Source organism: Sphaerisporangium aureirubrum (assembly GCF_042658925.1).
In the GTDB taxonomy this organism is placed as follows: Bacteria; Actinomycetota; Actinomycetes; order Streptosporangiales; family Streptosporangiaceae; genus Sphaerisporangium; species Sphaerisporangium aureirubrum.
On sequence record NZ_JBHSRF010000054.1, the window covers coordinates 15381 to 39940 of the forward strand.

General features: G+C 71.6%; 23 protein-coding genes. 15 read left to right on the forward strand and 8 right to left on the reverse strand.

All coding sequences use genetic code 11. The annotated features are described in order from the left end of the window. Nucleotides 1–2: 2 nt before the first annotated feature. Nucleotides 3–1511 carry a helix-turn-helix domain-containing protein gene (locus tag ACFP1K_RS28045; protein ID WP_380758748.1) on the reverse strand — a complete coding sequence of 503 codons (1509 nt, stop codon included), beginning with the start codon at nt 1509–1511 and terminating at the stop codon, nt 3–5. Nucleotides 1512–1750: 239 nt separating this feature from the next. Between ACFP1K_RS28045 and ACFP1K_RS28050 the strand changes: the two genes are divergently transcribed. The 6 genes from ACFP1K_RS28050 to ACFP1K_RS28075 all read left to right on the forward strand — a co-directional run bounded on the left by ACFP1K_RS28050 (nt 1751) and on the right by ACFP1K_RS28075 (nt 7650). Continuing rightward, complete coding sequence (locus ACFP1K_RS28050; RefSeq protein WP_347635266.1) at nt 1751–2050, forward strand: hypothetical protein; 300 nt, start codon at nt 1751–1753, stop codon at nt 2048–2050. 110 nt (nt 2051–2160) lie between these two features. After that, nucleotides 2161–3354: a hypothetical protein gene (locus tag ACFP1K_RS28055; protein WP_380758751.1), complete on the forward strand. Its 1194-nt coding sequence runs from the start codon at nt 2161–2163 to the stop codon at nt 3352–3354. A gap of 154 nt (nt 3355–3508) precedes the next feature. Then, entirely contained in the window at nt 3509–4531 is a 1023-nt protein-coding gene (locus ACFP1K_RS28060) for a TerC family protein (RefSeq protein ID WP_380758753.1), read from the forward strand. 88 nt (nt 4532–4619) lie between these two features. Beyond that, nucleotides 4620–5201, forward strand: coding sequence for a Pycsar system effector family protein (locus ACFP1K_RS28065; RefSeq protein WP_380758755.1), 582 nt, complete (start codon nt 4620–4622; stop codon nt 5199–5201). 79 nt (nt 5202–5280) lie between these two features. After that, nucleotides 5281–6468 carry an acyl-CoA dehydrogenase family protein gene (locus tag ACFP1K_RS28070; RefSeq protein ID WP_380758757.1) on the forward strand — a complete coding sequence of 396 codons (1188 nt, stop codon included), beginning with the start codon at nt 5281–5283 and terminating at the stop codon, nt 6466–6468. A gap of 42 nt (nt 6469–6510) precedes the next feature. Beyond that, nucleotides 6511–7650, forward strand: coding sequence for an acyl-CoA dehydrogenase family protein (locus ACFP1K_RS28075; protein WP_380758759.1), 1140 nt, complete (start codon nt 6511–6513; stop codon nt 7648–7650). A 523-nt stretch (nt 7651–8173) separates the two neighbouring features. On the opposite strand, the gene ACFP1K_RS28080 is transcribed toward ACFP1K_RS28075, so the two are convergent. After that, nucleotides 8174–9280 carry a glycosyltransferase family 4 protein gene (locus tag ACFP1K_RS28080; RefSeq protein ID WP_380758761.1) on the reverse strand — a complete coding sequence of 369 codons (1107 nt, stop codon included), beginning with the start codon at nt 9278–9280 and terminating at the stop codon, nt 8174–8176. 112 nt (nt 9281–9392) lie between these two features. Here ACFP1K_RS28080 and ACFP1K_RS28085 point away from each other — a divergent pair, with 112 nt between their 5' ends. Beyond that, nucleotides 9393–10217: a PIG-L deacetylase family protein gene (locus tag ACFP1K_RS28085; protein ID WP_380758763.1), complete on the forward strand. Its 825-nt coding sequence runs from the start codon at nt 9393–9395 to the stop codon at nt 10215–10217. Here the strand turns inward: ACFP1K_RS28085 and ACFP1K_RS28090 are convergent. Both ACFP1K_RS28090 and ACFP1K_RS28095 read right to left on the reverse strand, forming a co-directional pair. Beyond that, the gene (locus tag ACFP1K_RS28090) at nt 10214–10843 is read right to left on the reverse strand and encodes a LysR family transcriptional regulator (RefSeq protein ID WP_380758765.1); all 630 of its coding nucleotides are present in this window, start codon (nt 10841–10843) and stop codon (nt 10214–10216) included. The genes ACFP1K_RS28085 and ACFP1K_RS28090 overlap by 4 nt on opposite strands. 143 nt (nt 10844–10986) lie before the next feature. Further along, nucleotides 10987–11562: a hypothetical protein gene (locus tag ACFP1K_RS28095; RefSeq protein ID WP_380758768.1), complete on the reverse strand. Its 576-nt coding sequence runs from the start codon at nt 11560–11562 to the stop codon at nt 10987–10989. Between the two features lie 59 nt (nt 11563–11621). Between ACFP1K_RS28095 and ACFP1K_RS28100 the strand changes: the two genes are divergently transcribed. Beyond that, nucleotides 11622–11969 carry a PadR family transcriptional regulator gene (locus tag ACFP1K_RS28100; RefSeq protein WP_380758771.1) on the forward strand — a complete coding sequence of 116 codons (348 nt, stop codon included), beginning with the start codon at nt 11622–11624 and terminating at the stop codon, nt 11967–11969. Then, nucleotides 11966–12904 carry a hypothetical protein gene (locus tag ACFP1K_RS28105; RefSeq protein WP_380758773.1) on the forward strand — a complete coding sequence of 313 codons (939 nt, stop codon included), beginning with the start codon at nt 11966–11968 and terminating at the stop codon, nt 12902–12904. The genes ACFP1K_RS28100 and ACFP1K_RS28105 overlap by 4 nt, the downstream gene beginning before the upstream one ends. Nucleotides 12905–12934: 30 nt before the next feature. Here ACFP1K_RS28105 and ACFP1K_RS28110 read toward each other — a convergent pair whose 3' ends face one another. The 3 genes from ACFP1K_RS28110 to ACFP1K_RS28120 form a co-directional block, all read right to left on the reverse strand. Next, nucleotides 12935–13309, reverse strand: a complete 375-nt coding sequence (locus tag ACFP1K_RS28110; RefSeq protein ID WP_380758775.1) for a hypothetical protein — start codon at nt 13307–13309, stop codon at nt 12935–12937. Nucleotides 13310–13436: 127 nt separating this feature from the next. Beyond that, nucleotides 13437–13631 (reverse strand): DUF397 domain-containing protein, encoded by a 195-nt coding sequence (locus ACFP1K_RS28115; protein ID WP_380758777.1) that lies wholly within the window; start codon nt 13629–13631, stop codon nt 13437–13439. Next, the gene (locus tag ACFP1K_RS28120; RefSeq protein ID WP_380758779.1) at nt 13622–14443 is read right to left on the reverse strand and encodes a helix-turn-helix domain-containing protein; all 822 of its coding nucleotides are present in this window, start codon (nt 14441–14443) and stop codon (nt 13622–13624) included. Before ACFP1K_RS28120 ends, ACFP1K_RS28115 begins: the two co-directional genes overlap by 10 nt. A 499-nt stretch (nt 14444–14942) precedes the next feature. On the opposite strand from ACFP1K_RS28120, the gene ACFP1K_RS28125 reads away from it, so the two are divergent. Both ACFP1K_RS28125 and ACFP1K_RS28130 read left to right on the forward strand, forming a co-directional pair. Continuing rightward, nucleotides 14943–16007, forward strand: coding sequence for a lysylphosphatidylglycerol synthase domain-containing protein (locus ACFP1K_RS28125; RefSeq protein WP_380758782.1), 1065 nt, complete (start codon nt 14943–14945; stop codon nt 16005–16007). A gap of 399 nt (nt 16008–16406) precedes the next feature. Continuing rightward, entirely contained in the window at nt 16407–19805 is a 3399-nt protein-coding gene (locus ACFP1K_RS28130; RefSeq protein WP_380758784.1) for a BTAD domain-containing putative transcriptional regulator, read from the forward strand. 96 nt (nt 19806–19901) lie between these two features. Here ACFP1K_RS28130 and ACFP1K_RS28135 read toward each other — a convergent pair whose 3' ends face one another. Next, nucleotides 19902–20417, reverse strand: a complete 516-nt coding sequence (locus tag ACFP1K_RS28135) for a hypothetical protein (RefSeq protein ID WP_380758786.1) — start codon at nt 20415–20417, stop codon at nt 19902–19904. A 133-nt stretch (nt 20418–20550) separates the two neighbouring features. Between ACFP1K_RS28135 and ACFP1K_RS28140 the strand changes: the two genes are divergently transcribed. The 4 genes from ACFP1K_RS28140 (at nt 20551) to ACFP1K_RS28155 (ending at nt 24554) form a co-directional block, all read left to right on the forward strand. Continuing rightward, a complete protein-coding gene (locus ACFP1K_RS28140; protein WP_380758788.1) occupies nt 20551–21372 on the forward strand; it encodes a D-alanyl-D-alanine carboxypeptidase family protein in 822 nt (273 codons plus the stop codon). 97 nt (nt 21373–21469) lie between these two features. Further along, complete coding sequence (locus ACFP1K_RS28145) at nt 21470–22111, forward strand: GntR family transcriptional regulator (RefSeq protein ID WP_380758790.1); 642 nt, start codon at nt 21470–21472, stop codon at nt 22109–22111. 145 nt (nt 22112–22256) lie between these two features. Then, a complete protein-coding gene (locus ACFP1K_RS28150; protein WP_380758793.1) occupies nt 22257–22937 on the forward strand; it encodes a cysteine hydrolase family protein in 681 nt (226 codons plus the stop codon). 3 nt (nt 22938–22940) lie between these two features. Beyond that, entirely contained in the window at nt 22941–24554 is a 1614-nt protein-coding gene (locus tag ACFP1K_RS28155) for a hypothetical protein (RefSeq protein WP_380758795.1), read from the forward strand. Nucleotides 24555–24560 lie beyond the last annotated feature (6 nt).

A 24560-nucleotide genomic window follows, 5' to 3' on the forward strand; every position in this document is an offset into this window, starting at 1 on the left:
TTTCAACGCTCCACCGCGAGTTGCGGGCCGGCTTCCGCGACGAGGTCGTGGAGATGGCGGGCGGCCGGGATGCGCCGCTGTCCCGGCGGCACGCTGGACAGTAAGGCCCTGGCGCGGTTCACCACGATGGACGTGCGGTGCTCGGGCGGCACCTGGACCAGCGCCTGCTCGGCCAGCCGGCACGCCTCGTCGTAGCCGCCCTCGCGGGCGACGTGCGCCGCCTGGTCGAGCAGCACGAGCGCGGGGTCGATGGTGTAGGGGCTGGACGAGCGGTCGAGCCATTCCTGCACCTGCTCGCTCTCGCCGAGCTCGATGAGCGTGCCCATGCGGTAGAACTGCAGCCGCCGCTCGGAGAAGCGGAACGCGAGGTGGTCGTCCTCGGGCGGCATGCGCGAGAAGATGCGCTCGGCCTCGGCCAGCGCGACCCGGGCCGCCTGGTGCTCGCCCATGCGCGCGAGGGCCCGCGCCTCGGCGGCGGCGCCGAGCGCGGCGGGGGAACTTGGAGCGCTCCCGGCCAGCATCCGTGCCTCACGCGCCAGCCGGACGGTCTCGGTGAGGTCGCCGTAGTGGTACGGCAGCATGGCCTCCTGGGCCCGCACCAGGGCGCGCAGCCGCACCTCGCCGACGTCGTCGGAGGCGGTGCGCGCGGTGCCGTACCACGCGTGGGCCTGGCGGGTGTCGCCGAGCTTCATCAGCGCGTCGGCGGACAGCAGGGCGAGCATCGTGGTGGCGTTGAGCAGGCGGCGCTGGCTGATGGCGGGCTGCCGGGTGGAGACGAGCCTGCGCACGTCGGCGATCTCGAGCATCAGGCGGTACAGCATGGGCAGCGGCGCGCTCTTGATGTATTCGCGGCGGTAGCGCAGCACCTGCTCGTCGAGCCGGTCGAGCTGGTCCTCGTTGACCGACCCGGTGGCGAGGGTGCGGTCCATGTCCTGCCGGGTGCGTTCCACCTCGGCCAGCAGGCGGCCGTTGAGGGGGATGCCGGAGCTGAGCAGCGCGTGGTGGAACAGGGCGCGGCGTTCGGCCTCGTCGTCGGCGTCGGCTGACCAGGCGGAGGAAGCGGAAGACGGCGCCGAGGGGGCCGCGACGGTGGCGCGGGGCTGCTGGGGGGTTTCCTGCTCGGTGCGCGTGGGAGCGACGATGACGACGTTGCTCGCGTCGCCGTCGTCGGAGAAGTCGGCGGCGAGGCCCAGGCGGACGGCGTTGGCGGCGTACAGCCGGGCGATCTGGTCGATGGTCTGCGGGCGGGGGCGGGCGCGGTTGTTCTCCCAGGCGTTCAGCAGGTCGATGCTGGCCCGGGGCAGCCCGAGCGCGTGGGTCTCGCAGAGGCGTTCGAGCTCTTCGATGGCCTGGCGGGCCGACCACCCCCGGGCGAGCCGGTGAGCTTTGAGAAGGCTCACGCCGCAACAGCTGTGGATGGCCTGGGCGGTCTGCCACAGGGACCACTGCCGGGACACGGCCTGCTCCCGCCAGCGTCGCGCGCACGCCGGGGAATGCTCACCTCGGGCCATCTCTGCCCTCCGCCACTGGTGTGTTCGGCCTTACGGATGTTTCCCCGATGTTAACCAGTCGGCACCTAATGGCCCAGAGCGTTATGGGACTGATGCTTTGCCATTCGCGTCGTTTCCACGTAAACCCCAGGCCCAACCGCCGGTATTCCACTTATCAGTGGATTTGCTCGGATTGCCGCAGGACGCGCACAGGTTCAGTGTTGTCCCGACCGGTCACCCTGTCCCCGCTGGAGACCACGATGAAGACTGCAGACTCGAGAACCCAGACGGCCGAAGCCATCGACCACCTGGAGCGACTCGCCGCGCAGTTGGAAGCCCACGCGTTCCAGGTGCGCCTGACGGCTCGCACCGGGTTGTATCCGCGCCTGCGGGTGATCAACCCCATGGCGCCCGCCGTGACCGAGGACGTGCTGGCGGCCAACGCTGCCGACGGCGAATGGTGGTTCTGGCTGTCGTGGGCGGGCCGCATCGGCCACGCCTCCGACATCGTGACGGCGGCGGAACGGATCGCGAGCGTGCTCCACGTCATCCGGCGCTGAGGACCGGCGCCCGAGGTCTCGTACGGCTCGCGCCCAGTGCCCCGGCGCGGGCCGTGCGTATGTCCGGGCAGGTGGCGACGTGGCGGCGCCACCTGCCACCATGGCCTCCCATGAGGACGCGCCTGCCGATCGCCGCCGCCTGCCTGCTCATGGCCGCGGCCTGCGGCGGCGGGGAGCCGGCCGCCCCGCCACCGGCCGTCCCCCCGTCCGGCTCGGCCCCGGCCACGCCCGCCCCGGTCGCCACCGGTGAGACCGACGCCTCCCCCGAGTGGCGCGTCGTGCCGGGGGCCAGGACCCGCCCGAGCTCCGCGCTGCTGGACGTGGCCGCCACCGGTCCGGGCGACGCCTGGGCCGTCGGGTACGAACGGGCCGCCGAGGACGACGAGGGCCGGCCGACGCTCCAGCACTGGGACGGCGAACGCTGGCGGCTGACCCGGCTGGACCCGGCCGAGGTCGTCCACCTGGAGGGCGTGGACGCGCGCGACCCGCGGGACGCCTGGGTCGTCGGCCACGGCCGGTACGCCTACGCGGCGCACTGGGACGGCGCCCGCTGGACCGGTCACCGGCCCTTCGGCGTCGCGGCCGAGTACAACCTGACCGACGTGGCGGTCACCCGGGAGGTCACCTGGCTGGTGGCGCACTCGGGCACCCAGGGGCAGGTGGTCGCGTGGGACGGGCAGGCGTTCCGCCGCGCCTTCCAGGCCGACGGGTACTTCCAGGCGGTCACCGCGTCGAAGGGCCACGTGTGGGCGGTCGGCGCCGACGCGGCCGTGTCCTCCGGCACGCCGAGCACCCCGATGGTGTGGCACGGCAAGGCCGAGAAGGGCGGCGCGTACTCCTGGCAGCGCGGCCGCACACCCGACGTCCCCGGCGGAGTGCTTCAGGCCGTCTGGGCGGTCTCACCGACCGACATCTGGGCCGTCGGCTCCGTGACCGCGCCGGGCGGCGGCGCGAAGACCCCGCTCGTGCTGCGCTCGGACGGCGAGGCGTGGTGGCAGGTGCCCGTGCCGGTCGCGGCCGGCGAGCTCGGCGGCGTCACGGCCCTGGCCGCCGACGACGTCTTCATCACCGGCGTGGACGCCGCCCACTCCGGCCAGGTCCTGATCCTGCGCTTCGACGGCGGGGCGTGGGACACCTCGTACGGCCCGCTGCTGCGGCGCGAGCAGGAGAACCAGCAGTACCCCCAGTCGGACGACGTCGGCAGGACCGCCGTCGCCCAGGTGCCCGGCACCTCCCGGCTGTGGGTGGCGGGCGCCGTCGGGTGGGGGGACGAGGAGGACGACTTCTTCCTGCGGCGCGGCTGAACGTCCCCGGTGGCGCGGCCGGACGTCCCGCGCTTCCGGCCGCCCGAGGAATGCGTGCCTCGCGGCCGGGTAAGGGAGCACCCTCGCCCCGGGTGCGGGCCCGGCCCGCCGCGCGGAGCGACGGCACATGCCGCCCCGACGAAAGGCACCGCACATGGTCGGTTCAGCATGGGGATGGCTCGTAGTCGTCGGCATCGTGGTGGCCCTGCTCGCGCTCGACTTCCTCGTCGCCGCCCGCCGTCCGCACACGGTGGGCCTGCGCGAGGCGACGCTGTGGACGGTCTTCTACGTCGCGGTGGGCCTCGCCTTCGGGGCCGCGCTGTGGCTGGTGGAGGGCGGGGGCGTCGCCACCGAGTACTTCGCCGGCTGGGTGGTGGAGAAAAGCCTGTCCGTCGACAACCTGTTCGTCTTCGTGATCATCATGGCGAAGTTCTCGGTGCCGCCGGAACACCAGCAGAAGGCCCTGTTGTTCGGCATCGCCGCCGCGCTGGTGCTGCGCGCGGCGCTGATCCTGGCCGGCGCCGCCGCGGTGAGCCTGTTCTCGCCGACGTTCCTGGTGTTCGGCCTGGCCCTGCTGTGGACGGCCGTCCAGCTGATCCGTCACCGCAATGACGAGCCCGACGTCGACGGCACCTGGGTCATGCGGTGGGCGCGGCGCCGCCTGCCGGTCACCGACGAACTGCACGACGGGAAGCTGGTGGTCAAGGAGGACGGCGACCGGGTGGCCACACGGCTGTTCGTGGTGTTCGTGGCCATCGGCGGCACCGACCTTCTGTTCGCGCTCGACTCCATCCCGGCGATCTTCGGGATCACCCGGGAGCCGCTCATCGTGTTCGCCGCCAACGCGTTCGCGCTGCTCGGGCTGCGGGCGCTGTACTTCCTCATCGAGGGGCTGCTGGAACGCCTGGTGTATCTGTCGATCGGGCTGTCGGTGATCCTGGCGTTCATCGGGGTCAAGCTGGTGCTGTCCTTCCTGCACGAGGACGTCTCCAAGTCCGTGCCGGAGATCCCGACGCCGCTCTCGCTCGGGGTGATCGTGCTGGTGCTGCTCGGCACCATCGGGGCGAGCCTCCTGCGGGTCAGGAAGCATCCCGAGGAGCGTGCCCGGCCGGGACGGATCGGGCGCTCGCGCAAGGAGCCGCAGCGCCGGGACGGCGGGGAACCGGCGCGGCGCTGAACTAGTAATTGTCAGTGGATCATCCACTGGGGACGTGTAATCCTCTCGCCAGGAGCCGAGCGCCGAGGGTGGATCGTTGAGGAGAAGCGTGCTACGTCATCTGGGTAAGGTCCTGGGCCCGCCGCGGCCCGCCCGTCCCGAGCCCGAGGCCGTGGCGCTCGCCTACGCCACGCGGTTGCTGTCGCACGCCCGCGACGAGATCAACAAGGCGGACGCCAAGGCGCAGGTGCTGCTCGGCATCGTCGGCATCGCCATCGGTGCCGTGGCCGGTGGCCTGGCGGCGGGCGGCTGGTCGCCGTTCCAGCTGTCCGACGGTGTGGAGTGGCTGTGGTGGACCGGCGTGGCGCTGGCCCTCGGGTCGCTGGCGTGCCTGGCGGGGGCGGTGTACCCGCGGCTCAACGGCGCCCGGCCCGGGGACGACGGGATCGACGGCGAGATCATCGAGTACTTCGGGGACGTGGTGCGTTTCGAGAGCGGGCAGGCGCTGGCCGAGGCGCTGATGTCGGTGTCGGAGCAGAACCTCCAGCGGCTGTCCGGCCAGGTGCGGCGGGTGAGCCAGATCGTGAGCCGCAAGTATCTGCTGATCCGCTGGGGCTTCTGGCTGCTGACGGGGGCGATCTTCTCGACGGTCGTCGCGATCGGGGCGGACATGGTGCTGCGCGGGGGCTGACCGCTAGGTACCAAGCGATTGCTCTGGTACAGGAGCGCGTGGCACTCTTGGCATCCGGCTCACGAGCGGTGGAGAACCAGTGAAGATCGCTTACACACCGGGACAGGAGCGGCTGCGCGCGGAGCTGCGGGAGTACTTCACCGCGCTCATGACACCCGCCCTGCGGGCCGAGATGGCGCTCGGGGAGACCCTCTCGATGGGAAGGGACGGGGCGTACTGCCGGATCATCCGGACCCTCGGGCGGGACGGGTGGCTCGGCATCGGTTGGCCCAAGGAGTACGGCGGCCAGGACCGCACCATGGTCGAGCAGCTGGTCTTCGCGGACGAGGCGACGGCGGCCGGGGTGCCGATCCCGCTGCTCACCCTCGGCAGCGTCGGGCCCGCGCTGATGGAGTACGGCACGGCGGAGCAGAAGGAGTACTTCCTGCCCCGGATCCTCGCCGGGGAGCTGCACTTCGCCATCGGGTACTCCGAGCCGGAGGCCGGTACCGACCTCGCGGCGCTGCGCACCCGGGCCGAGCCGGACGGCGACGAGTGGGTGATCAACGGGCAGAAGATGTGGACCAGCCTCGTCGCGGTCGCCGACTACGTCTGGCTGGCCGTGCGCACCGACCCCGGGGCGCCCCGCCACAAGGGCCTGTCGGTGTTCCTGGTCCCCGCCACCGCGCCCGGCTTCTCCTGGTCCCCCGTCCCCACGATGGCCGGGCAGGTCACCAGCCAGACCTTCTACGACAACGTCCGCGTCCCCTCGTCCGCGATGGTCGGCGCCCCCGGCGACGGCTGGCGGCTCATCACCGGCCAGCTCAACCTGGAACGCGTCGCCCTCTGCTCCGCCGCCGGCCTCCAGTCCCTGCTGGCCGCGGTCCGCGACTGGGCCGCCACCACCCCCTCGCCGTCCGGCGGCCACCTGATCGACCAGGAATGGCTCCGCGCCAATCTGGGCCGCGTCCACGCCAAGGTCGAATTTCTCAAACTGGTCAATTGGAAGATCGCCTGGGGCCTGGACAACGGCACCCGCGTCAATCCCGCCGACGCCTCCGTGACAAAGGTCTTCGCCACCGAATTCGCCATTGAGGCTTACCGCCTCCTGATGGAATGCCTGGGCGAAGCCGCCCACCTGACGAACACCCCCGGCGCGATCCTCTCCGGCCGCATAGAACGCATGTACCGCACCATCCTCATGCTCACCTTCGGCGGCGGCACCAACGAAATCCAAAGAGACATGATCGCCATGCTCGCCCTGAACATGCCCCGCCCCCCACGCTGACCCCCGCTCCACGCACTCACCGTTCCCCCGCCCGGAGAGCCCATGGACTTCGCCTACACCGAGGACCAGCACGAGCTGGTCCGGCTCGCCCGTCAGATCTTCACCGACCGGGTGACCCACGAGTCGCTGACCGAGATCGAGAGCAGGGACGGCGAGCGGTTCGACCAGGACCTGTGGAGAACCCTCGCCGAGGCCGGGCTGCTAGGGATAGCCCTGCCGGCGGACCTGGGCGGCGGCGGATACGGCCCCCTGGAGCAGTGCCTGGTCCTGGAGCAGGCGGCCCGCGTCCTGGCCCCGGTCCCGCTGCACGCCACAGCCGTGATGGGCGCCTGGACGATCGCGACCTTCGGCACGGAGGCCCAGCGCGAGCGATGGATCCCCCGGGTGGCAGCCGGAGACGCCATCCTCACCGCCGCCCTGGCGTCCTCCCCGGGCGCCCAGGACCCGGCCGCCGAGGACACCGGCTCAGGCTGGCACCTGAAAGGCACCCGCACCGGCGTCCCGGCCGCGACGATGGCCGACCTGATCCTGATCCCGGCGGGCGGCCACGTCTTCCTGGTCCCCAAAGACACCCCGGGCCTGACCATCACCCCCCAGCGGACCACCGCCAGAGACACCACCGGCCTCCTGACCCTGGACCTCACCCTCCCGTACGACGCACGACTCAACGCACCAGACATAGAAGACATAAAAGACATGGCCACCCTGGGCCTGTGCGCCCAGCAACTGGGCGTGACCTCCCGAGCCCTGGAAGCAGCCGCCGACTACACCACCCGCCGCCACCAGTTCGGCCGCCCCATCGGCTCCTTCCAGGCAGTGGGCCACCGCCTGGCCGACTGCCACATTGACGTGGAAGCCATTAGGCTCACCACGTGGCAAGCAGCCTGGCTCCTCTCCCCTGAGGCGAAGGCCACCAAGGAGACCCGCTCGCGAGCCGTCGCCACCGCCAAGTTCTGGGCGGCCGACGGCGGTCACCGCGTCGCGCACGCGGTGGTGCACGTCCACGGCGGCATGGGCATCGCCGAGGAGTACTTCGTCCACCGCTACTTCCTGCACGCCAAGCAGCTCGAATTCACCCTCGGCGGCGCCACGGAACAGGCTCTCCGCCTCGGCGCGATGCTCGCCTCTACCCCGCTCACGGCATCGATAACGGTCCTACCCGACCCGCTTGCCGAGGTGTGAGATTGCAACAAATCATGACTTTGTTGGAAACATGAGGTTTTTACGCTGCGAATATGCCGTCCCGCCGCAAGAAACCAGGTAGGGGCCCCCACCCCCTCCCCAGCCGTCCCGTCCCGGGGGCGCAGTAGGGGTTACCACTCTCATCAAGATCGAACAAACTGGGGTCGCGAACGTCTGCGACAGGTCGGCAAAGGGTAAACAGGAGGTGAAGGCCGGGGGTACTGGATCTCGGCTCGCCGCGACGCTACGACGACCTGTCCGCCGACGTGGAACGAGGGAAGTGTGCGCCCGTACCAAAGGAGCAGGCCATGAAGCGGATCCTCATCACCCAGCGCCCCAAGCCCACCGGCTCCCCCGCCCCGCTAGACCTACGCACCCCCACCGGCCGAGTCCTCCCCTTCTGAACCTCTCCCCAGCAACCCCACCGCCGCCACGCCCGTGACGCCCTGGGCGCCCGGCGCGGCGAGAAACGGCGCGGCGAATTCGGCGCCCGTACGACGGTCCGCCGGTCAAAGGCGACCGGTCAGACCCGACCGGCGGCGAGCTTGTAGGACTGCTCGATCCCGGCCAGGACGTTCGGCCACGCGCAGCGGACCGGCTCGGTCTCCCGGTTGTTCGCCGCGATCGACTCCCGCAGCTCCCGGTCCCGGGTGAGGCGTGCCACGGCCACCACCAGCTCGTGGAAACTCCGCCCGAGCAGCCCTTCCTTGCCGGGCCGGACGAAGTCCGCCACCCCGCTCTGCGCCCGCGCCACCACGGGCACCCCCGCGGCCCGAGCCTCCAGCGCGGCGATCCCGAACGACTCCCGCGGCGCCGGCGCCACGAAGACGTCCGCCGAGGCGAGCAGCTCACGAATCTGATCCCGTGAGTACCGTCCGGGCAGCGACACCCACCCCTGCATGCCGTGCGACCGCAGGAACCGCTCCATGGTCCCCCGGGCCGGGCCGTCCCCCACCAGCGTCGCCCGCATGGGAATCGACCGCGGCACCCGCGCCCTGGCCTCCCGCAGCAGCTTCACCAGCCGCACGGGCTGCTTGCGCGGCGCCAGCCGTCCCACCGCCACGATGTGCACCTCGTCCCCGCGCGACGGCACCACGTCCCCGGCCTGGGGCCGCCACGAGGAGAGATCGAGCCCGTTGGACACCACGTCCACCGGCACCCGGGGGCCCGCGACGGCGCGCACCGGCCGCGCGGCGGCCCGGCTGACGGCCGTGGCGGCGATGTTCCACCGGCTCCAGCCGAACAGGGAGTCCAGCCCGCGGTAGACGCCCCGCGTCACCGGGTCCCACATGCTGTGCACCGTCACCACCACCGGCAGCCCGAGACGGGTCGCGGCGCGCACCCCCATCCACGCGAACGGTGACACCGCCCCGGTGTGCACGTGCACGACATCGGGGCGCCGCGCGGCCATCAGCCGCAGCATGTGCCCCACCCCCCGGGGATGGACGGGCAGGTCGAAGGGCATGGACGCGACGACGCGGTGCACCCCGGCGATGGTCTCGCCGGGCGTGGCCGTGACGACCTCGACCTCGTGCCCGGCCTCGCCCTGCGACCGCACCAGATCGGCCACCTGGACCTCGATGCCGCCGAGCCTGGGCAGATAACAGTCGCTGACGTGGAGGATCCGCACCCCGCCAGACTGTCAGAGCCCTCTGCCCGCTTCAAACGCGATCATCGAAAAAATCCGCCTCGACCAGGAGACCCCCGCTATCCGAGGGAACGCCCCGTGGGATCATTGGGCGATGGCACGTACCGCGGTGTTCTTCCACGCCCATCCCGACGACGAGGCCCTGCTGACGGCCGGGACCATGGCGATGCTCGCGGCCGAGGGCCATCGGGTGGTGCTGGTCGTGGCCACGGCGGGCGAGCGCGGCCTGGCCGACCTTCCGCACGGCGACGAGCTGGCCGAGGCGCGCACCGCCGAGCTGTACGAATCGGCCGCCGTCCTCGGCGTGGCCCGGGTCGTGCTGCTCGGCTACGGCGACTCCGGGCTCAGCGAGAGCGGCGGCGGCGGGGCGGACCGGCCCGAGAACGCCTTCATGGACGCCGACATCGAGGAGGCCGCGCAGCGGCTGGCCACCGTGCTCAAGGAGGAGCAGGCCGACCTGTTGACGATCTACGACCCGGCGGGCGGCTACGGCCACCCCGACCACGTCCAGGTCTACCGCGTGGGCGGCCGGGCCGCGGTGATCGCCGGCACCCCCATCCTGCTGGAGGCCACCGTCAACCGTGACCCCCTGCTACGGGCGCTGCGTCTCGCCCAGCGCGTCCATCGCTTCCCCCCCGAGTTCGACATGCGCTCCTTCGAGCTCGCCTACTCCCCCGGCGACGTCATCACCCACCGCGTGAACGTCCGCAAGTACGCGAAGTCCAAACGCGCCAGCATGTCCGCCCACGCGACCCAGGCCTCGGGCGGCGGCGGTGAGCGCACGCTCGGCGTGATGCTCCGGGTCCCCGGCCCGCTGTACCGCCTCGTCTTCGGCACCGAGTGGTACGTGCGGCGCGACCTTCCGCCGGGCACCCGCCTGAAGCACCCCTTCGACCCCGCGCCGGGCGAGCCCGTCTAACCGGGACCCGTGAGGTGGGCCTCGGCGCACCTGCGGAAGGCCGTGAGCAGGCGGTTGCGGTCGCCGGCGCGGGTCGCGAGCACGACGTGGCCGGGCTCGACGCCGTGCAGGGGGATGGCGGTCAGGTCGTCGTAGAGGACCGTCACATGGAGCTGGTCGGTCCGCAGGGGCAGGCGGGTCACCGCCGCGTCCACCCGGTGGTCGAGCAAGGCTCCCCGCGGTTCGTTGCCGTCCAGATGCAGGGTGCGCACGTCGGCGTCCGGGTGGCGGTGGCGCATCTCGCGCACCGCGGGGGTGACGGTGAGATCGCTGGTGTAGCCGATGGTGATGCGGCTGGGCCGGGCCGCGGCCCGGGTCTGGGCGGCGGCCTGGGCGGCGGAGCGCAGCAGCGCCTTGGCCCGGGGCAGGAAGACCACCCCGGCCTCGGTGAGCAGGGTGCCCTGCGGGGTGCGGTCCAGCAGGCGGGCGCCCAGTTGTTGTTCGAGACGGCGGATCTGGCGGCTCAGGGACGGCTGGGTGATGTGGAGGGCCACGGCGGCACGGCCGAAGTGCCGGTGCTCGGCGACAGCCGTGAAGTACCGCACCAGCCGAAGGTCGAGGTCCAGCACGGGAGCTGAGTCGGGCATTTCCGAAGCGTACTCCGCGTCCGTTCGCACGCGCTCGCTAACGCCCATGCTGAACTGGCATGATGCCCGAATCGCATTGCGGTGACGCCATCACGGCGGCTCGTCGCCGGCCCGGGGGTCCCGTCAACCGTACCGGAGACGGATCACTGCGGCCCGGCCGCCGGAGCCGGCGCGGCCCCGTGCGGCGAGGCGAGTCCGCCTGCCTCGGCGCCGCTCTCGTCCGGCTCGTCCGAGGGCTCGAAGGGCCGGACGCTCAGGACCCACTGGCCGTCCAGGCGCGGAAGGCACGCCTGGACACCGGCGTAGGCGGATCGCTCGAACTCCTCCGGGTCGATCGTCCAGTCCATGCGCGCCGATCCCCCGCCCGCGAGGACCGCGTCCAGATAGTCGTTCCAGCGTCCGTACGAGCTGAGGACGACCAGCTCGCCGGGCACCTCCAAATCGATGATGACGTAGCGCGCGTACTCCTCCGGCGCTTCGGGGCACAGCAGCAGTTCCGCCGTCAGCGCCACCCGGTCGTCACGGGTGTCCGGGCCGCTCCACGCCCACACCGGGGGCCGCCCCGCGCAGCCGACGCCGCGCCGCGCCATCTCCGCCACCATCTCGACGTAGGCGGGACGGTACGAGCCGATCATCATCCTGGCCCAGTCGCCGACCAGCTCACCGGAGCCCTCCAGCACGTCGAGGACCGCTCGGTGCTGGACCGTCCACAACCGCACCCCTGGATTGTGCCACGCACGATTGCCACTACCGTGCGACGCACAGTACTGTGTGCCACATGGGTACCGACGGCCACGCGTTCGACAAGCTCGAACTCGAGCTGCGCCGAGGCGCCATCGTGCTCGCCGTCCTCTCCCAGCTGCACACGCTCCGCTACGGCTACGAGCTGCGTCAGTCCCTGATCGACAAGGGCATGCCCATCGAGGAGGGCACGCTCTACCCCCTGCTGCGGCGCCTCGAATCCCAGGGCGTCCTGACCAGCGAATGGCGGACCGGCGACGGGCCGCCGCGCCGTTACTACGTGCTCAGCGACGAGGGCCGCCGCCTGTACCGGAGACTCTCCGAGACCTGGCGCGGCCTGAACGACACCATGGACATCCTCCTGGCCGGTGGAGGCCCGTCATGAATCCCCACGACCTCATCGACAGTTACGTCTCTGACGTGACCAGGCTGCTCCCCCGCAGGCAACGCGGGGACGTCGCCCTGGAGTTGCGCGCCCTCCTGCGCGAGGAACTCGCCGACCGCGCCGTCGCGACGCGCCGCACCGCCGACGAACCCATGACCCACGACCTGCTGCACACCTTCGGCCGCCCCGCCGAGGTGGCCGCCCGCTACCGCCCGCCCCTGAACCTCATCGACCCCGCCGACTCCCGCCGCCTCCTGCGCCTCACCGTCATCGGCATGGCCGTCATCTGGCTGCTCGGCCTGCTGGACATCGTCACCCACCGCCGGATCACCTCACCGGACGACGCCGTCTACGCGCTCCGCGACTGGTGGCTGGGCGTCGCGATCCAATCGCTGTGGTGGCCCGGCGTCCTGTTCGTCTTCTTCGCCTTGGCCGCCTGGGCCCGCCGCCGCCGTCCGGACACGGCGCGCTGGAAGCCGAGGCCCGTGGACAACGACCGGGTCAGCCGCACCGGCCGCGCCGCCGGGCTCGTCTTCTTCCTCTGCGGCACCGTCGTCCTGCTCGCCCCCGACGCCTTCATGGACTGGGCGTTCGCCGGCCGTGTACCCACCACCGCGTTCGCCTACGACGACGCCTTCCGCCACCGCGCCCCGTGGCTGCTCGCCTTCGTGATCCCGAGCCTGTCGCTCCAGGCCATCCTGGTCGTGCAGGGCCAGTGGCACACCCTGACCCGCCGCGCCGACATCGCCCTGAATCTCGCGATCTGCGCCGTCCTGACCTGGATCCTCCTGGCCGGCCCCGTCTTCGCGACCCCCCTCGCCGACCAGACCGCCAAAGGCATCGTCGTCCTGATCATGCTGGTCGGCCTGATCGACGCGGGCCAGAGACTGAGACGCGAGTGGCGCCGCGCCGCGTACGCCACTCGCCTCTCCTGAGCGTGCCCTCCCCGAGGGCTTACCGAGTGCTCAGCCCACCGGCGGGCGGGTGCAGGTGTCGGCCTCGCGCACCGGCGACAACTGGCCCCACTGCCAGCCCCAGCCGAAGATCACCTGCTGCCCGTCCGCCACGCAGAAGGTCGTACGCCCCGTGACCTCGCCCTGCGACCCGAGCCGGTCCACCTCGAACGAGTGGTACTTGCCGTCGGCCGGCTCACAGTTCGCGTACCCGACCACCGTGTACTGCGGCGTCCCCGGCAGCCCGACGACCTTCACGAAGTGCCTGCCCCCCTGCGCACAGATCGCAGGCTCAGCCGTCGCCGCCGCCGCAGGCTGCGCCAGCCCCAGAACACCCGCCCCCACCAGCGCCACTCCCCCGAGCAGCGCACCGATTCGCTTCCTCATGATCTCTTCCCCGTACTAACGCCGGCCGATCACCGGCTCGTGCACCCAGGTTCACCTCCCCCACTTGGCAAGCAGTTGGCATGCGCTTGTCATGCAATTGAAACGCCCCCAGAAACCCCCACGAACGTCAGACTCTCCCGTCCCGCGCCCCCCACAGAAACACCCGCCACTCCCCCGGCGCAACGACGACAGCGGGCCCCCCGGGCTTCTTACTGTCCCGGACGGCGACCACACCAGGCAGATTGGAAGCCACCTCCACGCACGTCCCACCGTCACCACTTGACCAGGATGACTTCCGCCACTTCGCACCACTCAGGTCCATTGCGTCATCACTTCCTCGACGATGCCGAGCGACAGAGCCTGCGGGAAGGCCGCAGATCGTAAAGCGTCGAAACGCCCCACCAATGCCGTTATCGTTTCACGGTCTCCTATCGTGATACCACGTGGTGCGCTTTCTACATACACGCTATGTGGTGATCCGCGCAGTTCGGCGATCGTGAATGAAGCCTGGAGCCCGACGGCGGACCAGGCGGAGTAGGGGACGATCTGGATCGTCACCCGGGGGTTCTTGACGGCCTCGCGAAGCCGCACCATCTGCTCGTGCATCAGGCCCTTGTCACCCATGGGCCGATGAAGAACACCCTCGTCGATGAGACTCCAGACCAAGGGCGCCCGCTCGCGTCCCAGCAGGGCCTGGCGCTGGATCCGGTGTGCGACGCGCTGATCGACGAGTTCAGCAGTGATACCGGGCTCATCCTCGAAGATCCGCCGGGCATACGGCTCGATCTGAAAGAGCCCGGGAATCAGCAGCGGATCCCAGATCCGGAGCGCGGAGGCCTGCGCCTCCAGTTCCATGAAGTCCCGGAAGTGCTCCGGTGCCATCTCCCAGCGCGTCTGCTTCCAGAGCTCGTGGAAGACCCCGTCCAGCTTGAACAGCCTGTCGCAGGCGTCGGCGAACCGGCGGTCGGGCCTGCGCCTGAGGGTCTCCAGCATGCCGATCGCACTGACGGACACGGTGAGCTTGCGAGCCAGCTGAAGTTGCGTCCAGCCGATCGCGAGCCGCTGGGTGCGCACCTCGTACGCGAAACGCGCCAGCGGAGATTCCTCGGGATTGATGTCTATTGGGTTAGGCATATCCTTTTTCTCCGATGATCTCACTGGATCTCACGGAGACCGGACCGGTCTCACGAATAATGTGCTGAGACTGTGAATTCATTCCTAAATCAAAACTACCCGATGACCTGCACCCTTAGAAGGCGATTTCCGAAGACGAGAGCCCGAGGGTGGCCCATGAAAGCACGCGATCGACAGGAAGAGCAGTACATTCATCTTGTTCCGATTGGCGTGAGATCTACATAAGTGCGGCTTAGGCGGAGCAGTAGACCTGTTCAGGGGAAAGCAGCCGATTCTCCCGATTTATCGGATTCCCTACCCTCTGCGGCTCGTGCGGGCGCCGTCCTCGGCCTGAGGTGGGAGGGGGAGGGCTCGGGGTGGGTGGTGTGGTTCGAGGTGGGGGTGTGAGGGGTGGGGCCGGTACGTTTGCGTGTACCCGTGGCGCTCGATCGGGCGGCGGGCGAGGAGACTGGAGGGGTCGCCCGGGGTGGCGGTGGCCGGGAAGCGCGGAGGGGGCCGGATGGGGAACAAGTGGGTGCAGGGCGGGGCGTCGGTGGTGTCGCTGGCGCTTGCGGTCTTGCTCGTGGTGTTCCTGCCGGAGATCGTGCACGGGCTCACCGGGGCCACGGTCAGCTGGGAGAGCATCGGGGCGCAGTTCGCGGCGCTGAGCTGGCCGATGGTGCTGCTGATGACCGGGCTGTGGTTCGCCAGCCTGTGGGCCTACACCTACGTGATGACGTCCGCGCTGCCGGGGCTCGGGCACCTGCGGGCCCTGACGCTGAACGCCGCCGGGAGCGCGGTGAGCAACCTGCTGCCGTTCGGCGGCGCCGCCGGGGTGGCGCTGACGTTCGCGATGACCAAGGGCTGGGGGTTCGCCACACGGTCGGTGGTGGTGTACACGCTGGTCACCGGCATCTGGAACACGTTGTTCCGCTTCATCCTCCCCGCCATCGGAATCGTCGGCCTGCTCCTGGCCGGCCGCATCCCCGACTCCCGCGTGACCACGGCCGCCTGGGGCGGCGCCGTCTCCATCCTCGTCCTGGTGGCCGTCGTGGCCGCCGCCCTGTACTGGGAGCGCGCCGCCGACCTCCTCGGCCGCGCCGTGGACGGCCTCCTGCGAATCCTCCCCCGCAAGATCCGCCCCGCCGACCGCTTCGCCCGGGACGCCATCCACCGCCTCCGCGCCGACACCACCGACATCGTCCACCACCGCTGGCCAGGCCTGTCCCTGGGCATGACCGGCTTCCTGGCCCTGCAATGCATGATCATGGCCGCCTGCCTCACCGCCACCGGCTCCTACCCCGGCCCCGCGGAGACCGTGGCCGTCTTCGCCCTGAGCCGCGTCCTCACCAGCGCCGTGATCACCCCCAGCGGCGCCGGCATCATGGAAAGCGGCACCGCCGCCCTCCTCATAGCCTTCGGCCAGCCCCCGGCCGCCGCCACCGCCGCCGCCATCCTCTTCGGCTTCTGGACCTACACCATCGAAATCCCCTGGGGCGGCCTGGCCCTAGGCGGCTGGACCCTCCTCCGCCGCAACTCCCCCACCCCCTCGACCCCCGACCCCCAACCCGCCACCCGCAACTGACCACTGAGGCCGACTACCGGACGGCGCTCATGCGGCTGCGGCGCGATCCGCTGTAGCGCATTTGATTCGGCGGGTCGTGTCGCGGTCCGGTACGGGCGCGCCCGGCAGGCGGGGGGTGTGGGGGGCTTGCCCCCCACAGGGAACAGCCCTTGCGGGTTTCGCGCGGAGCGCGGCCTCTGTATGGACCGTGTCGTGTCGTGACGCCGGGACTGGGAGGCGGAGCGGGGTTGGGGTATGCGTTGCGGGAATGGTTTGGGGGAGTGTGGGGGGTCGGGGGGGAATCATCGTTATGGTGCGGGGGGTGGGAGCTGTAGCCTCGTGGCGTTGGTGATCGGGTCGAGGCCCTGTTCCGGATGGGCAGGAAAGGATGGCGGGCCTTGGCGTATATCTTGTGCGTGCTTGACGGGCCCGCATAGCGTGGCGGCTGAGATGGTGACGTTCCGGGTTTTAGGGCCGGTCGAGGCGTACGACGGCGATGACGAGGTTGATCTCGGCGGGCTCCGGCAGCGCGCGGTACTCGCGCGGCTACTTGTCGCGCGGGGACAGGTCGTGCCGGTGGACACGCTGCTGTTCGATCTTTGGACGGACGAGGCGGCGAAGGGAGCCCAGTCGGGGCTCCAGGTGTACATTTCACGGCTGCGGCGGGTGCTGGAGCCGGGGAGGCCCCGGGGTGGGCCGAACAGGCTGCTGGTGACGGTGGCTTCGGGGTACGCCCTGCGGACGACGCCCGAGCAGGTGGACGCGCTCGGGTTCGAGTCGCTGGTGCGGTCGGCGGGGAAATATCTCGACAACGACGATCCCGAGGCGGCGCGGGGGGCGCTGGAGACGGCGCTCGGGTTGTGGAGCGGCACGCCGTACGCGGACTTCGCGGAGCAGCAGTGGGCGGAGGCCGAGGTCAGCAGGCTGACCGAGCTGCGGCTGGTGGCCAGGGAGCGGCACGCGGACGCGGGGCTGCGTCTCGGGCTGCACGCTGAAGTCGTGCCGGACCTCGAAGCCCTGACCGGGGAGAACCCGCTGCGTGAGGAGGGCTGGCGGCTGCTGTCGCTCGGCCTGTACCGCTGCGGCCGTCAGGGAGACGCGCTGGCGGCGCTGCGCCGCGCGCGCACCACGCTGGCCGACGAGCTCGGCATCGACCCGGGACCCGCGTTACGCAAGATGGAGTCCGACATCCTGTCGCAGGATCCGGGCCTGGAACTCGTCCCGCAGCAACGCCCGAAGGCCGAGCCCCGGGGCACCTGGCCGCCCCGCCCGGAGCAGCCGGACATGCCGCCGCTGTCCCCCGAGCCGTTCGTCGGCAGGGACGCCGAGCTGGCCCGCCTCACCGGCGCCGCGCCGCACGCCCTGTCGGGCCGCTTCACCGCCGCGGTGGTCGGCGGCGACCCGGGCGCGGGCAAGACCACCCTGATACGACGGCTGGCCGAGACCCTCGGCAGCCAGGGCTGGATCACCACCGCGGGTGGCTGCCCGGACAGCAGCGCCACCCCGCCGGGCTGGGCCTGGGTCGAGGTGCTGCGCACGCTGGTCGCGGTCCGCGGCACCGGCGAGTACGGCTCCCTGCTGGCCCCGCTGCTGGACGACGCCGCGCCGGCCGACGAGGACGACCAGGCGTCCGGCGGCTTCCGCCTGCACCGCGCGGTCGGCGGCTACATCGCCGGGATCACCAGGGACGCCCCCGTGCTGCTCGTCCTGGAGGACCTGCACTGGGCGGACGACCAGACCCTCGCGCTGCTGCGCGCCCTGCCGAGCCTGCTGGCCACCAGCCGGGTGCTGCTGGTCGTGACCTGCCGCGACGGCGAGCTGAACGACCAGCAGTCCGACGTGCTCGCCGCCCTGGCCCGCCTCGGCCCGGTGCGGGTCGAGCTGGAGGGCCTGAGCGAGGAGGCGGTGGCCGAGCTGGTGCGGGCCACCTGCGTCCGCGAGGTCGACGAGGACGCGGTCGGCACCATCATCGAGCGGACCGGCGGCAACCCGTTCTTCGTCCGCGAGACCGTGCGCCTGCTGGACTCCGAGGCCGCCACCGGCCGCGCCACCGCCGCCGAGATCATCTCCGAGGTCCCCTCGGGGGTGCGCGACGTGCTGCGCCGCCGCATCGCACGCCTCCCGGTGACGGCCCAGCAGATCCTCCTCCAGGCCGCGGTGATCGGCCGGGACGTGGACATCGACGTGCTGGTGGACGTCTCGGGCGACGAGGACGCCGTGGTGGACGCGGTGGAGGCCGCGCTGCTCGCCGGGCTGGTCACCGAGCCGGGGCCGGGCAGGCTGCGCTTCGACCACGACCTGGTCCGCGACACGCTGTACTCCGACGCCTCGCGCCTGCGCCGCTCCCGCCTGCACGCCGCCGTCGCGTACGTCATCGAGAGCATGTCGCCCTCGGACGTCGCGGCCCTCGCCCACCACTACGACTCCGCGGGGACCGTCGAGACCGCCGCCAAGGCAGTCCACTACGCGGGCCTCGCCGCCGAGCAGGCCGAGCGGCGCTACGCGCACCGGGAGGCCGCGACGTTATGGGAGCGGGCCATCGCGGCGTTCGACCGGGCGCACGCCGACGCGGGCGTCCCCAAGGAACGCCTGCTGCTGCAGCTGCGGCTGATCCGGGCGCTCGCGCTGTGCGGGGACATGACGTCCGCGCGGGCCCGCCGCCGCGAGGCGATGGACGCCGCCCTGCCGCTCGGCGACCTGGAGCTGACCGCCCGCATCGCGGCCTCGGTCGCGGTCCCGCACAAGGGCATCGCCCGGGACCTGACCCGCACCGCGTGGGAGATCGTCGACGTCACCGAGCGGGCGCTGATCGAGCTGCCGCCGGGCGAGCAGTCGCTGCGCGCCAGCCTGCTCGCCACCCTGGCCCTGGAGCTGGAGGGCTCGAACACCGGACGGGGCTACGAGGCGTCGCTGGAGGCCGAGGAGCTGGCCAGGCGCAGCGGCGACCCGGCCCTGCTGGCGGTCGCGCTGAGCGGGCGGCTGCGGCAGTCGTACGTCATCACGGTGGTGGACGAGCGCGAGGCCATCGGCCGCGAGCTGCTGGAGGTGGGCCAGGCGTCCGGGCAGATCGCCGTCCAGGCCCTCGCGCACCTGGTGCTGATGGAGTGCGCGGCGGCCCGCGGCGACTTCGCCGAGGCGGACGCCCAGATCAACGCGGCCGAGCAGCTGGCCAGGCGGTACGACATGCCCGCGCCGTCCGCGGTGGGCGCCTGGTACGCGGGCCAGCGGCTGATGATCGCCGGTGACTGGGCGGGGGCCGAGCGGGCGTACCGCAACGCGGCCCGGCTCACCGCGCGGGCCGGCATGCTGGAGGGCCGCCAGGACCTCCCGCTCATCACCACGTTCTGCCTGCGCCTGGTGGAGGGCAAGGCCGCCGACATGGTGGAGCCCCTGGAGGAGGCGCACCGCCGCGGCGCCAAGTGGACACTGGACGCCTACGCGGTCGCCCTGGCCTCGGCCGGCCACCTCAAGGACGCCCGCGCGATCGCGGCCACCCGGCCCGCCGTGCGCCCCGACTTCCTGTACGAGCTGGCCATGATGTGGCGGGCGCTCGCGGGCATGCTGCTGGACGACCGCGGCCGCATGCAGGACGCCTACTCGACCCTCGGGCCGTTCTCCGACCGCATCGCGGGCGCGGGAACGGGCGTGGTCGCGTTGTGGCCGGTGGCGCAGACCCTCGGCGACCTCGCGGTGTGGCTGGGCCAGCCCGAGGAGGGCCGCACGCACTACGAGAAGGCGCTGGCGGTGGCCGAGCGGGTAGGCGTGCCCCGGTGGGTGACCGCGGCGCGCAAGGGACTCGGCGACCCGCCCGGCACCTGAGCCGGCCGATCGAACCCGGAACCTGAGCGACCAACGGAAAAGGGGCGCCCCATCCGGGACACCCCTTCGCCGGGCCGCGACGGCCGGCGCCGGCGCTCAGCAGCTCACCCGGAACTTCTCGCTGAGCATGACCTCGCCGGCGACCGACAGCTCGACCCGGTACAGGCCGGGGTTGTCCACGATGCGGGGGTGCCAGGCGACGGCGCGCCCGGCGCCGAGGAACCCGGCCGGGGACGAGGCGGTGTACGGCCGCCACTGGCGGGTCGCGGTGCTCCAGCGCAGCAGCCGCCAGTCATACAGGACGGCGGTGTCCGCGCCTCGCGGGTCGATGACGCTCTGCGCGCGGTAGGTGCGGGTGCACCCGGTGCCCTCGGCGGCGGCCACGCTGATGACGCCGGTCTCGGGGACGCGGACCGACTCGGCGGGCATCGCCTGCGCCGACAGCTGGATGACCGTGCGCGAGGCGGGCGCGGCGGCCGGGGGCGCGGCGGCGACGCGCGTGGCCTCCACCCCGCTGTACGCGCCGGCGAAGGCGAGGCTGGCGATCAGCAGCTTGACCGCCGTGGACGTGCCGCTCCAGATCGCCGGTACCAGACCGCCTCGCGTGTTCATGATCCCTCCCCTTTAGTCACCTCAGGTCTACGCCCGCGCAGTTGCTCCCCGCTTGCCGTCCGCTTGCAGTGTGTGGCGGCTTGGTTTCCCCTCGGAATCCGGATCATCGAGGCGAACGTGCGATCATGACCTGATGCGCATGGTGATCACCGTCATGCTGGCGGCGGTCCTGACCGCCACCGGCCTCCTCGCCCCGGCACAGGCCCGCACCGCCCCCAAGGTGACGGCCGCCGAGGTGTACCTCATCGACGCGACCGAGGGCACCGTCCGTTTCGCCAAGCGCGAGACCCGGCGGGTGCCGGTGGCCAGCCTCGCCAAGGTGATGACGGCGTACGTGGTGCGCAAGGTGGCCCCGCTGACCGACGTGGTCACCGTCTCGGCGTCCGACGTGCGGCACGCGGTGTCCGGCGGCGCCACACGCGCGGGCCTGCGCGCCGGGGAGCGCCTGACCGTGCGGGACCTGCTGTACGCCATGCTGCTGCCGTCCGGCGCGGACGCCTCCCAGGCGCTGGCCCGGCGGTACGGCCCGGGGGTGGGTCGGTTCGTGTCGCGGATGAACGCCGCCGCGAGAAGCCTCGGCATGAAGGACACCTGGTACACCAACGCCGACGGCCTGCCGCAGACCGGCGGCGACCGCTCCACCGCCCGCGACCAGGTGCTCCTCGCCCAGGCGGCGCTGCGCGACCCGGTCATCGCCGCGATCGTCGGCACCGAGAGGCACGCGGTGGCGAAGACCCGGGCGCACCGGGCGCACGTGTGGCGCAACACCAACGAGCTGGTGCCGGACGAGGCGTTCGGCGTCAAGACCGGTTACACCAGGGCGGCCGGGCACTGCCTGATGTTCGCGGCCGAGCGGGACGGGCACGTACTGATCGGCGTGGTGCTCGGCGACACCGGGCCCGCCGCCCGTTTCCGCACCGCGCGGCGACTGCTGGACGCGGTGGCGGCCACCTGAGCCCGTCGTCCCACAAAATGAAGATGGGACCAGGCCGCACGCGGACGGCCGTCCCTGCTCTGCGACAGTTGTGGCGACGTCCCTAGGAGGTGCACGGGTGGAACCTGAGGGGGTGCTGCGTCCCCACAGCCTCGTCGAGCTCTCGATGCGGCGTATCCGTCACGAGATCCTCAGCGGGACCCTGGCCCCCGGCGAGCGGTTGATCGAGGAGCAGCTCACCCAGCGGTTCGGCACGAGCAGGGCCCCGTTGCGCGAGGCGCTGCGCCTGCTCGGCCAGCAGGGCCTGGTGGAGCACTCGCCGCGCCGGGGTGTGCGGGTCGCCGAGCTGTCCCACGACGACGTGGACGAGCTGTTCGGCCTGCGCGACGTGCTGGAGCGCTACGCGGTGGAGACCGCGCTGCCCGGGGTGACCGACCTGCGCGACCTCGCCAAGGCTCTGGACGACATGGCCGCGGCGGTGGAGCAGGACGACCCGTACTCCGAGAACGAGGCGCACCGGCGGTACCACGTGGCGCTGGTGGCGCTGTCCGGGCACCGCCAGCTGCTGCTGGCGTACGAGCCGGTCATCCTCAAGTTGCAGCTCTACATGGCCGCCAACCTGCGCAGGGAGGCCGAGCAGCGTGCCCCGTCGGAGGGCGTGGAGCGGCACCGGCGGCTGTTCGAGGCCATCGCCTCGGGCGACCAGGTGCGCGCCCTGGACGGCCTCGCGCGGCACGGCGCGCGGACCTACATCGGCTAGCGCCCCCTACCGATCCACGGTCGCCGCACGGCGTCGCCCCGGCACTCAGCGGCACCGCTAACAGAGTCGTAACCGTAGCGACCGGCGCCGGACACAATTCTGTCGACAATCGACGATTGAGGATCTGAAGGAGAACGGAGCCAACGTGTCCGATCCGCTTCTCGTCGAGGCTGAGCCGTACGCCTACGGATTCGACCCCAGACACACGGCACTGCTGGTCATCGACATGCAACGCGACTTCGTCGAGCCCGGGGGATTCGGGGAGACCCTGGGCAACGACGTCAACATGCTCCGGCGGGTCATCCCGCCGCTGCGCGACGCGCTGACCGCCACCCGTGCGGCCGGAGTCACCGTCATCCACACACGGGAGGGCCACCGGCCCGACCTGTCCGACTGCCCGCCCGCAAAGCTGAACCGCGGCGCGCCGTCCCTGCGCATCGGCGACCCGGGCCCGAAGGGCCGGATCCTGATCCGCGGGGAGTACGGGCACGACATCATCGACGAGCTCGCCCCGGTCGCCGGCGAGCTGGTCATCGACAAACCCGGCAAGGGATCGTTCTACGCCACCGACCTGGACCAGGTGCTCAAGGACGGGGAGATCCGCAGCCTCATCGTCACCGGCGTCACCACCGAGGTGTGCGTGCACACCACGGTCCGCGAGGCCAACGACCGGGGCTACGAGTGCCTGGTGCTGTCGGACTGCGTGGGCTCGTACTTCGCCGAATTCCAGCGGTACGGCCTCGAAATGATCGCCGCGCAGGGCGGCATCTTCGGCTGGGTCGCCCCCGCCGCCCACTACATCAAGGCCCTAGAGACCCGGAGCTGACCGATGACCACCACAACCCCCCCGGACCAGCAACGTCTCTCCTGGTGGGTGGCCGGGGACACCAACGCCTTCTTCGGGCTCGGCTTCAACGTCATGGTGAACGTGCTGGTGCTGAGCGGCCTGTGCCTCGGGGTCGTGCACCTGCCGGGCTCCGACGTGTTCGGCGTCATCCTGCCCGCCATGGGCATTCAGCTGCTCATCGGCAACGTGTACTACTCCTACCTCGCCCGGCGGCTGGCCCGGCGCGAGGGACGCACCGACGTCTGCGCGATGCCGTACGGCCCGAGCGTGCCGCACATGTTCATCGTGGTGTTCGTCATCATGCTGCCCACCTACCTGGCCACCAAGAACCCCATCCAGGCGTGGGCGGCCGGGCTGGCCTGGTGCTTCATCATCGGCGTCATCGTGCTGATCGGCGCCTTCGTCGGGCCGTACATCCGCCGCTTCACGCCCCGGGCGGCCATGCTCGGCACCCTGGCCGGCATCTCGATCGCCTTCATCTCGATGCGGCCCGCCGCGCAGATGTGGGAGGCCGCCTGGATCGCGCTGCCCGTCCTGGTCATCATCCTGGTCGGGTTCTTCACCAACCTGAAGCTGCCGGGGAACATCCCGGTCGGGCTGGCCGCGCTGCTCGTCGGCACCGCCATCGCGTGGATCGGCGGCTACATGGAGCCCGCCGACGTGGGCGCCGCCGCGAGCAACATCGCGATCAGCCTGCCGACGCTCAACCTCGACCTGCTGATCGACGGCCTGCGCGAGGTCTCGCCGCTGCTCGCCACCGCCATCCCGCTCGGCATCTACAACTTCACCGAGGGCATGAGCAACGTCGAGAGCGCCGCCGCCGCGGGCGACGCGTACAACCTGCGGTCAGTGCTGCTCGCCGACGGCACCGGCGCGGTGGTCGGCTCCATGCTCGGCTCGCCGTTCCCGCCCGCCGTGTACATCGGCCACCCCGGATGGAAGGCCGCGGGCGGCCGGGGCAGCTACTCGATGGCCACCGGCGTCGTCATCGCGTTGTTCTGCTTCCTCGGCATGTTCGCCGTGCTCGGCGCGATCCTGCCCGCACCGGCGATCGTGCCGATCCTGCTGTACATCGGCCTGCTGATCGGCGCCCAGGCGTTCCAGGCCGTGCCCAAGGCGCACGCGGTGGCCGTGGTCATGGCGATCATCCCCAACATCGCCGCGTGGGCGCAGGGGTACATGGACAACGCGCTGGCGGCGGCGGGCACCAGCGCCCGGCAGGTCGGATACGACACCATCGCGGCCAGCGGCACGGTGTACGAGGGGACGGCGCTGCTCGGCGGCGGCGCGGTGCTCGCCGGTCTGATCCTCGGGTCGATCACGGCGTTCATCATCGACCGGTCGTTCCTGTGGGCCGCCGGGTACGCCGCGGCGGGCGCGGCGCTGGCGTACATCGGCCTCATCCACGGCGAGAAGGTCGAATGGGGCGCCAATCCACAGGTCGCGCTCGGGTACCTGTTCGCCGGCCTGATCCTGCTGCTGTTCCCCCTCATCAAGACCGGGGCCGCCGACGACGGCCCCGGCACGACCGACGCCGCCCGGGAGGAACCGGCACCCCCGGCCCCCGCCACCGCCGACCTCCCGGCGGCGTCATGACCCTCG

What these genes read in the sequence shown, in the direction of transcription:
- ACFP1K_RS28100 (WP_380758771.1), top strand. Translation starts at nt 11,622, where the DNA reads ATGGGTACCGACGGCCACGCGTTCGACAAGCTCGAACTCGAGCTGCGC.
- ACFP1K_RS28090 (WP_380758765.1), bottom strand. Translation starts at nt 10,843, where the DNA reads ATGCCCGACTCAGCTCCCGTGCTGGACCTCGACCTTCGGCTGGTGCGG.
- ACFP1K_RS28085 (WP_380758763.1), top strand. Translation starts at nt 9,393, where the DNA reads ATGGCACGTACCGCGGTGTTCTTCCACGCCCATCCCGACGACGAGGCC.
- ACFP1K_RS28060 (WP_380758753.1), top strand. Translation starts at nt 3,509, where the DNA reads ATGGTCGGTTCAGCATGGGGATGGCTCGTAGTCGTCGGCATCGTGGTG.
- ACFP1K_RS28140 (WP_380758788.1), top strand. Translation starts at nt 20,551, where the DNA reads ATGCGCATGGTGATCACCGTCATGCTGGCGGCGGTCCTGACCGCCACC.
- ACFP1K_RS28110 (WP_380758775.1), bottom strand. Translation starts at nt 13,309, where the DNA reads ATGAGGAAGCGAATCGGTGCGCTGCTCGGGGGAGTGGCGCTGGTGGGG.
- ACFP1K_RS28050 (WP_347635266.1), top strand. Translation starts at nt 1,751, where the DNA reads ATGAAGACTGCAGACTCGAGAACCCAGACGGCCGAAGCCATCGACCAC.
- ACFP1K_RS28115 (WP_380758777.1), bottom strand. Translation starts at nt 13,631, where the DNA reads ATGGACCTGAGTGGTGCGAAGTGGCGGAAGTCATCCTGGTCAAGTGGT.
- ACFP1K_RS28075 (WP_380758759.1), top strand. Translation starts at nt 6,511, where the DNA reads ATGGACTTCGCCTACACCGAGGACCAGCACGAGCTGGTCCGGCTCGCC.
- ACFP1K_RS28155 (WP_380758795.1), top strand. Translation starts at nt 22,941, where the DNA reads ATGACCACCACAACCCCCCCGGACCAGCAACGTCTCTCCTGGTGGGTG.
- ACFP1K_RS28125 (WP_380758782.1), top strand. Translation starts at nt 14,943, where the DNA reads ATGGGGAACAAGTGGGTGCAGGGCGGGGCGTCGGTGGTGTCGCTGGCG.
- ACFP1K_RS28105 (WP_380758773.1), top strand. Translation starts at nt 11,966, where the DNA reads ATGAATCCCCACGACCTCATCGACAGTTACGTCTCTGACGTGACCAGG.
- ACFP1K_RS28120 (WP_380758779.1), bottom strand. Translation starts at nt 14,443, where the DNA reads ATGCCTAACCCAATAGACATCAATCCCGAGGAATCTCCGCTGGCGCGT.
- ACFP1K_RS28045 (WP_380758748.1), bottom strand. Translation starts at nt 1,511, where the DNA reads ATGGCCCGAGGTGAGCATTCCCCGGCGTGCGCGCGACGCTGGCGGGAG.
- ACFP1K_RS28135 (WP_380758786.1), bottom strand. Translation starts at nt 20,417, where the DNA reads ATGAACACGCGAGGCGGTCTGGTACCGGCGATCTGGAGCGGCACGTCC.
- ACFP1K_RS28055 (WP_380758751.1), top strand. Translation starts at nt 2,161, where the DNA reads ATGAGGACGCGCCTGCCGATCGCCGCCGCCTGCCTGCTCATGGCCGCG.